The 6,270-nt window shown below is 73.3% G+C and carries 6 protein-coding genes; 3 read left to right on the forward strand and 3 right to left on the reverse strand.

Annotated elements, in window-relative coordinates:
• Positions 1 to 62: 62 nt before the first annotated feature.
• The gene (locus tag IE185_RS25055; RefSeq protein ID WP_138909671.1) at positions 63 to 773 is read left to right on the forward strand and encodes a pentapeptide repeat-containing protein; all 711 of its coding nucleotides are present in this window, start codon (positions 63 to 65) and stop codon (positions 771 to 773) included.
• Between the two features lie 103 nt (positions 774 to 876).
• On the opposite strand, the gene IE185_RS25060 is transcribed toward IE185_RS25055, so the two are convergent.
• The 3 genes from IE185_RS25060 to IE185_RS25070 form a co-directional block, all read right to left on the reverse strand.
• Positions 877 to 1,380 (reverse strand): hypothetical protein, encoded by a 504-nt coding sequence (locus IE185_RS25060; RefSeq protein WP_138898767.1) that lies wholly within the window; start codon positions 1,378 to 1,380, stop codon positions 877 to 879.
• 205 nt (positions 1,381 to 1,585) lie between these two features.
• Positions 1,586 to 2,209, reverse strand: coding sequence for a response regulator (locus IE185_RS25065; RefSeq protein ID WP_138898768.1), 624 nt, complete (start codon positions 2,207 to 2,209; stop codon positions 1,586 to 1,588).
• Positions 2,206 to 3,348, reverse strand: coding sequence for a sensor histidine kinase (locus IE185_RS25070; protein ID WP_138898771.1), 1,143 nt, complete (start codon positions 3,346 to 3,348; stop codon positions 2,206 to 2,208). Before IE185_RS25070 ends, IE185_RS25065 begins: the two co-directional genes overlap by 4 nt.
• Positions 3,349 to 3,900: 552 nt before the next feature.
• Between IE185_RS25070 and IE185_RS25075 the strand changes: the two genes are divergently transcribed.
• Both IE185_RS25075 and IE185_RS25080 read left to right on the forward strand, forming a co-directional pair.
• Entirely contained in the window at positions 3,901 to 4,458 is a 558-nt protein-coding gene (locus IE185_RS25075) for a GlcG/HbpS family heme-binding protein (RefSeq protein ID WP_138910044.1), read from the forward strand.
• A gap of 187 nt (positions 4,459 to 4,645) precedes the next feature.
• On the forward strand, positions 4,646 to 6,118 hold the full coding sequence (locus IE185_RS25080; protein WP_189716058.1) for a M1 family metallopeptidase: 1,473 nt from the start codon (positions 4,646 to 4,648) through the stop codon (positions 6,116 to 6,118).
• The last annotated feature ends 152 nt before the right edge of the window (positions 6,119 to 6,270 follow it).

Genomic DNA, 6,270 nt, shown 5'->3' on the forward strand with positions numbered 1-6,270 from the left:
CGCGGGAACGGGGAGGGGTGGGAACGCCGGGGATTGTCAGTGGGGTGGTCCAGCATGGGGGGATGGCACGGAACACGCACACCGCGAGTACGAAGAAGCCCCAGGCCGTCCGTCCCGTCCGCCCCGTGCGGCGCCCCGAGGTGCGGCTGCCGCCGCTCGCGCCGTTCGGTCCCGGCGGGCTGGAGTCCGAGGGTGACTACGACGGGCTGGAGTTCCGTGACCTGGACCTGTCGGCCCAGGAGGGGCGCGGCGCCCGTTTCATGGACTGCGGCCTGTACGGCGTGGCGCTCGACGAGACGCGGCTGGGCCGGGCGCGCTTCATCGACTCGGTGCTGGACGGGGTGCGCGGGGTGGGCACCGACCTGGCCGAGGCGACGTTGCGCGACGTGGAGGTGGTGGACGCCCGGCTCGGCGGGGCCCAGCTGCACGCGTCGTCCTGGGAGCGGGTGCTCGTGCGGGGCGGGAAGATCGACTACCTGAATCTGCGCCGGGCCCGCCTGAAGGACGTGGTCTTCGAGGGGTGCGTCCTGGCCGAGCCGGACTTCGGCGGGGCGCGCCTGGAGCGGGTGGAGTTCCGCGACTGCGTGCTGAGGAGGGCGGACTTCAGCGCGGCCACGATGGTGGACGTGGACCTGCGTACGGTCGCGGAGCTGGACATCGCGCGGGGCGTCGACCGGCTGGCGGGTTCGGTGATCAGCCCGTCCCAACTCCTGGAACTGGCACCGGCGTTCGCGGCGCAGATCGGGGTGCGGGTGGAGAGCCCGGGAGACTGAGGACTACGGACGGCCGGTCATGGGGGGCGGTGATGGGAGGGCACGCCCCACGACCTTGAGGCCGGCCAGGAGGGCACGGCCCCGGCTGAGGGCACGCCCCCGGCTAGGAGGGCAGGCGGGGGAACCGGGCCTGGAGGTCCCACACCGCAGGGTTGTCGGCGAGGCCGTCGTGCATGTCGGTGAGGTCCGCGATCAGATCGTGCAGGAAGTCGCGGGCCTCGCGGCGCAGCAGCCGGTGGCTGAAGGTGATCGGGGGCTCCTCGACCGGCATCCAGTCGGCGGCGATGTCGACCCAGCCGAAGCGGCGCTCGAACAGCATCCGGTCCGTCGACTCGGTGAAGTCCAGCTCGGCGAACTGCGGCTTGGCCGAACGGCTTCCGCGCGGGTCCTGGTCGAGCTGCTCGACGATGTCGCACAGTGCCCACGCGAAGTCGAGCACGGGGACCCATCCCCAGGCCGTGGACACTTCCCGGTCGGCCTTGGTGTCGGCGAGGTAGACGTCCCCGCAGAACAGGTCGTGCCGCAGGTCGCGGACGCCGGCGCGCCGGTAGTCGGTCTGCGGGGGGTCCGGGAAGCGGCGGGAGAGGGAGTAGCCGATGTCGAGCACGTAGTCGATGGTGTCATGCCCGGCGAGGCTCCCCGTACGACAAGGTGACCGGCGACCGAGGGGCGTGGGGACGGTGCGCCGGCCGGGGACGGCGCGCACCCGGGGGTGACGCGGGTCGGCCGCAGCGTTCGGGGCCGCGTCCCCGCGCGTCTCCCGAGGGATCCGGGTCCCGGCTCCCGGGGTCGCCGCTCCCGCGCGTCCCGCGTCACGGCAGCAGGCGTTGTTCCTTCGCCACCGCTACCGCGCCCGAGCGGGTGTCCACGCCCAGCTTGGCGTAGATGCGGCCCAGGTGGGTCTTCACGGTCGCCTCGCTGATGAACAACGCGCGGGCGATCTCCCGGTTGCCCAGGCCCTGGGCGAGCTGGCCCAGGATGTCCGTCTCCCGTTCCGTGAGCGCCGGGCGGGCCGCGCCGCGCATGCGGTCCATGACGCGGCTGGCGACCGGCGGCGACAGCGTCGTACGGCCCTGGGCGGCCGAGCGGATCGCGGTGAAGAGTTCCTCCGGGCGCTCGGCCTTGAGCAGGTAGCCCGTAGCGCCCGCCTCGATCGCCCGCGTGATGTCCGCGTCCGTGTCGTACGTCGTGAGGACCAGCACATGCACCCCGGTCGGGGCGATACGGCGGGTGGCCTCCACGCCGTCGATGCCCGCGCCGAGCTGGAGGTCCATCAGCACCACGTCCGGGCTCAGCTTGGCGGCCAGCGCCACCGCCTCCTCGCCGCTGCCCGCCTCCCCGACGACCTCGATGTCCGGCTCGCTGCCCAGCAGGGCGAGCAGTCCGGCGCGTACGACCACGTGGTCGTCGCACAGCAGGATCCGTACCGGACTCATGACGGGGGCTCCAGGGGGATCGCGGCCGAGAGCACGGTGCCCTCGCCGGGGGCCGACTCGATGGTCAGGGTGCCGCCGAGCTGACGCACCCGGGCGCGGATCGCCGGCAGGCCGTGGCCGCGTACGCCGGGAGGGGCGGAGGGCACGTCGTCGGGCCCGAAGCCCGTGCCGTCGTCGGCGATGTCCAGCACCACCTGGTCGCCGAGGTACGTCAGTGTCAGGGCCGCCGCCCGCGCGTTCGCGTGCTCGCGTACGTTCGCCAGCGCGCCCTGCGCGATCCGCAGCAGCGCCGACTGCACCCGGTCCGGCAGCGCGCCCGCCGGCGCCCCGTCCACCCGGAACGCCGCCGATTCCCGGGCGGCGAGCATCCGCAGCGCCTCCTCCAGGCTGCCGCCCTCGGCGAGGTCGGCGGGGGCGAGGTCGTGGACGAAGCGGCGCGCCTCGGCGAGGTTGCGCTCGGCGATGGACTCGGCCGTACGGACATGGCGGCGGGCGGCCCCGGGGTCCGCGTCCCACTGCCGGTCGGCCGCCTGGAGCAGCATCTGCTGGCTGGACAGGCCCTGGGCGAGGGTGTCGTGGATCTCCATGGAGAGACGCTGGCGCTCGGCGAGCGTGCCCTCGCGCCGCTCGGTCGCGGCCAGTTCGCGGCGGGTACGGATCAGGTCGTCGATCAGTGCCCGCTGCCAGGCCGCCTGCCGTTGCATGTAGAGGAAGACGGCCGTCGCGACCGCTGCCACGGCCGGCGGGGCCAGCACCAGGTTGGGGTCGAAGCCGCCGTGGGCGAGCTGGAGCTGCGCGGCGACGACGAACGCGGTGAGCACGCCGACCAGGACGAGTGCGGCGCGGGAGGGGAGCGTACGCAGCCCGGTGTAGAAGAGCGGCACCGCGCACCACGCGAAACTCGGCGCCAGGACCACGAGCACCATCCAGACGGCGACGACCCCGCCCAGCCAGACCAGCCGCCAGGACGCGGGGCGGGCCGCCGCGGCGGCCGTGGGGCCCAGGACCGGGCCGAGTACGTACAGCAGGGCGAGCGTGATGCTCAGCGCGATGATCCACGGGGTGCGGGCCTCGCCGGGATGCCGCAGCAGGAAGCGGGTGAGCGAGGCGCCCAGCAGCAGGAAGAACGCCACGTGCATCACAGGGGCGAGCCAGCGGGCGTCGGGGTCCGGCTGCCGCGACTGCTCGTCGGGGGCCGGATGCCGGGACCGATCGCCGGGGGCCGGGTGCCGTTCCCGATGGTCGGGGTCCGGGTGCCGTGCCCGCTCGTCGGCCGTTTGCTCGTGCTCGTGCTCCTGGGCCTGCTCCTGCCGCACCGTTCGCTCCTCGCCGACCTGCGTCTACGTCCCCATGGTGACCCGGGAGGACCAGGGCCGCATCAACCGATCGGCTGACGGGAAGGTCGGCCGTCCCGCACGCCGTATGCAGCCGCTACGCCGACGGTACGGGCCCGGGAGCGGCCGGAGGATCGATGACAGAGCCGGGTGGGGAGCGAATGGCCCCACCGGCGGCATCACCAGTGCCGGCATCAGTACCGCCGGCACCGGAGGTGCCGGCTTCGGCACCAGTGCCGCACCAGTGCCGGTATCAGCACCGCAACCCCAACCCCAACCGCAACCCCAACCGCAACCGCAACCGCAACCGCAACCCCAACCCCAACCGTGATCGAGTACATCCCAGGAGTCCCCGTCATGAAGAAGCTTTCGCTGCGCACCCGTGTCCTGACCGGCGCGGTCGCCGCCGCCGCCCTCAGCGCCGGCACCTTCGGCGCGCTGTCCGCCAACGCCACCGAGCCCGCCGTGGCCCCGGCGGTCGCCGTCCAGGCCGACCCGGCGAACAAGAACCTGCAGCAGTCGACCCACCTGACCGTCGCCGCCGCCACCGAGGCCGCGCAGGCGGCCCTCGACGCCGCCGAGGACGAGAACCAGCGCGTCACCGTCGCCGTCGTCGACCGCAACGGCAACACCGTGGTGACGCTGCGCGGCGACGGCGCCGGCCCGCAGTCGTACGAGTCCGCCGAGCGCAAGGCGTACACCGCGGTCTCCTGGAACGCTCCCACCTCCGAGCTGGCCAAGCGCCTCGCCCAGGCCCCGAACCTGAAGGACATCCCCGGCACGCTGTTCCTTGGGGGCGGTGCCCCGGTGCAGGTCAAGGGCGCCCCGATCGCGGGCATCGGCGTGGCCGGTGCGCCGAGCGGCGACCTGGACGAGAAGTTCGCCCGAGCGGGTGTCGCGGCGCTGGGCAAGTAGGCGGACGGATCGCGTGCGGGTGGCTTGCCCGCGGGGCGTCGGGCGGGAGCGGCTGGGACGGCGGCCGGGAGCGCGCGTGGGACGCCGGGGCGAGGCCGGGGGCGACCCGGGGCGACGCCGGGTGGAGCCGGTGTGAGGCCGGGCCGACGCCGGGTGGGGGGAACATTCCGCGCATAGGATCATCTGTGTGGATCAATGGACTCGCGTACGCCGCACCGTTCCCGCCGTCGCCGTTGCCACCCTGCTCGCGCTCACGCCGGCGTCGTGCACGAGCCTCGGCAGCGTCGGCGGCGTGCGGGGCGCACCGGGCGCGTCGGGCGTGCGCGACCCGTACTTCCCGAGGCTCGGCAACGGCGGGTACGACGTACAGCGCTACGCCCTGACCCTCGACTACACACCGCGCCGTGCGGCCGACGGGGACCGCCCCGGCCGCACCGGCCGCGCGGACCACGGCGGCCCGCCCGGCCGGCTCACGGGCACGGCCGAGATCACCGCCCGCGCCACCCAGGACCTGAGCGCCTTCAACCTCGACCTCCACGGTCTGGACGTCACGTCCGCGACCGTGGAGGGAGCCGAGGCGGCGGTGAACCGCGCGGGCGACGAGCTGACGCTGCGCCCCGACACCGAACTGACCGACGGCCAGACCTTCACCACCGTCGTCCGCTACTCCGGCAACCCCGCCACCCTCGTCGACGCCGACGACTCCCGGGAGGGCTGGCTGACGACCCGGGACGGCGCGGTCGCGCTCGGGCAGCCGAGCGGGTCGATGACGTGGTTCCCCGGGAACAACCACCCGAGCGACAAGGCGTCGTACGACATCACGATCACCGTGCCCAAGGGTCTGAAGGCTGTCTCCAACGGAGAGTTGAGGAGCGAACGCACGCGCGGCGGCCGCACCACGTTCGCCTGGCACAACGGCGATCCGATGGCCAGCTACCTCGCCACCGTCGCCATCGGCACGTACGAGACGAAGACCTCCCGCACCCCGTCGGGCGTGCCCGTGTACACGGCGGTGGACCCGACGGTCGCCCGGAGCAGCGCGAAGGTCCTGGCCACCGTGCCCGAGGTGATGGAGTGGGCCGCCGAGAAGTTCGGTCCGTACCCCTTCTCCTCCACGGGCGCGATCGTCGAGCGTGGCAACGACTCCGAGTACGCGCTGGAGACCCAGACCAAGCCGGTCTTCCCCGGCGCGCCCGATCAGGGGCTGCTCGTCCACGAGCTGGCGCACCAGTGGTTCGGCGACTCGGTCACGCCCAAGACGTGGCGGGACATGTGGCTCAACGAGGGGTTCGCGACGTACGCGGAATGGCTGTGGGCGGAAGACGTCGAACGCATCCCGGTGGGCGCGAGCTTCCGCCGCGCCTTCGCCGAGAAGGCCAACTGGGCCTTCCCGCCAGCGACTCCGCCGTCGGCGGCCGAGATCTCGGCCGAACCCGTGTACGGGCGGGGCGCGATGGTGATCCACAAGGTGCGTGAGGCGGTGGGTGACGACAAGTTCTACGCGATCGTGCGCGGCTGGACCGCCGCCCACCGCCACGGCAACGCGTCGACGGACGACTTCACGGCGTACGTCGAGAAGGAGTCCGGCAAGGACTTGAAGGGTCTGTGGGACACCTGGCTCTACGGGAAGAGCAAGCCGGGAGGGGGTGGGGGTGGGTGAGGGGTGAGGGGTGAGAGGTGAGAGGTGAGAGGTGAGTGCGGGGGGCGGGTCTTGGGGCGTACCGCTTGTTGCTTCTGGGGGGTGGGGCTGGGGGCGTACCACTGGTTGTTCGGCGGGGTGGTTCTTGGGCCGTCCCTGGCGCTTCAGGGTCG

This window comes from Streptomyces chryseus, assembly GCF_014650755.1.
Taxonomy (GTDB): domain Bacteria; phylum Actinomycetota; class Actinomycetes; order Streptomycetales; family Streptomycetaceae; genus Streptomyces; species Streptomyces chryseus.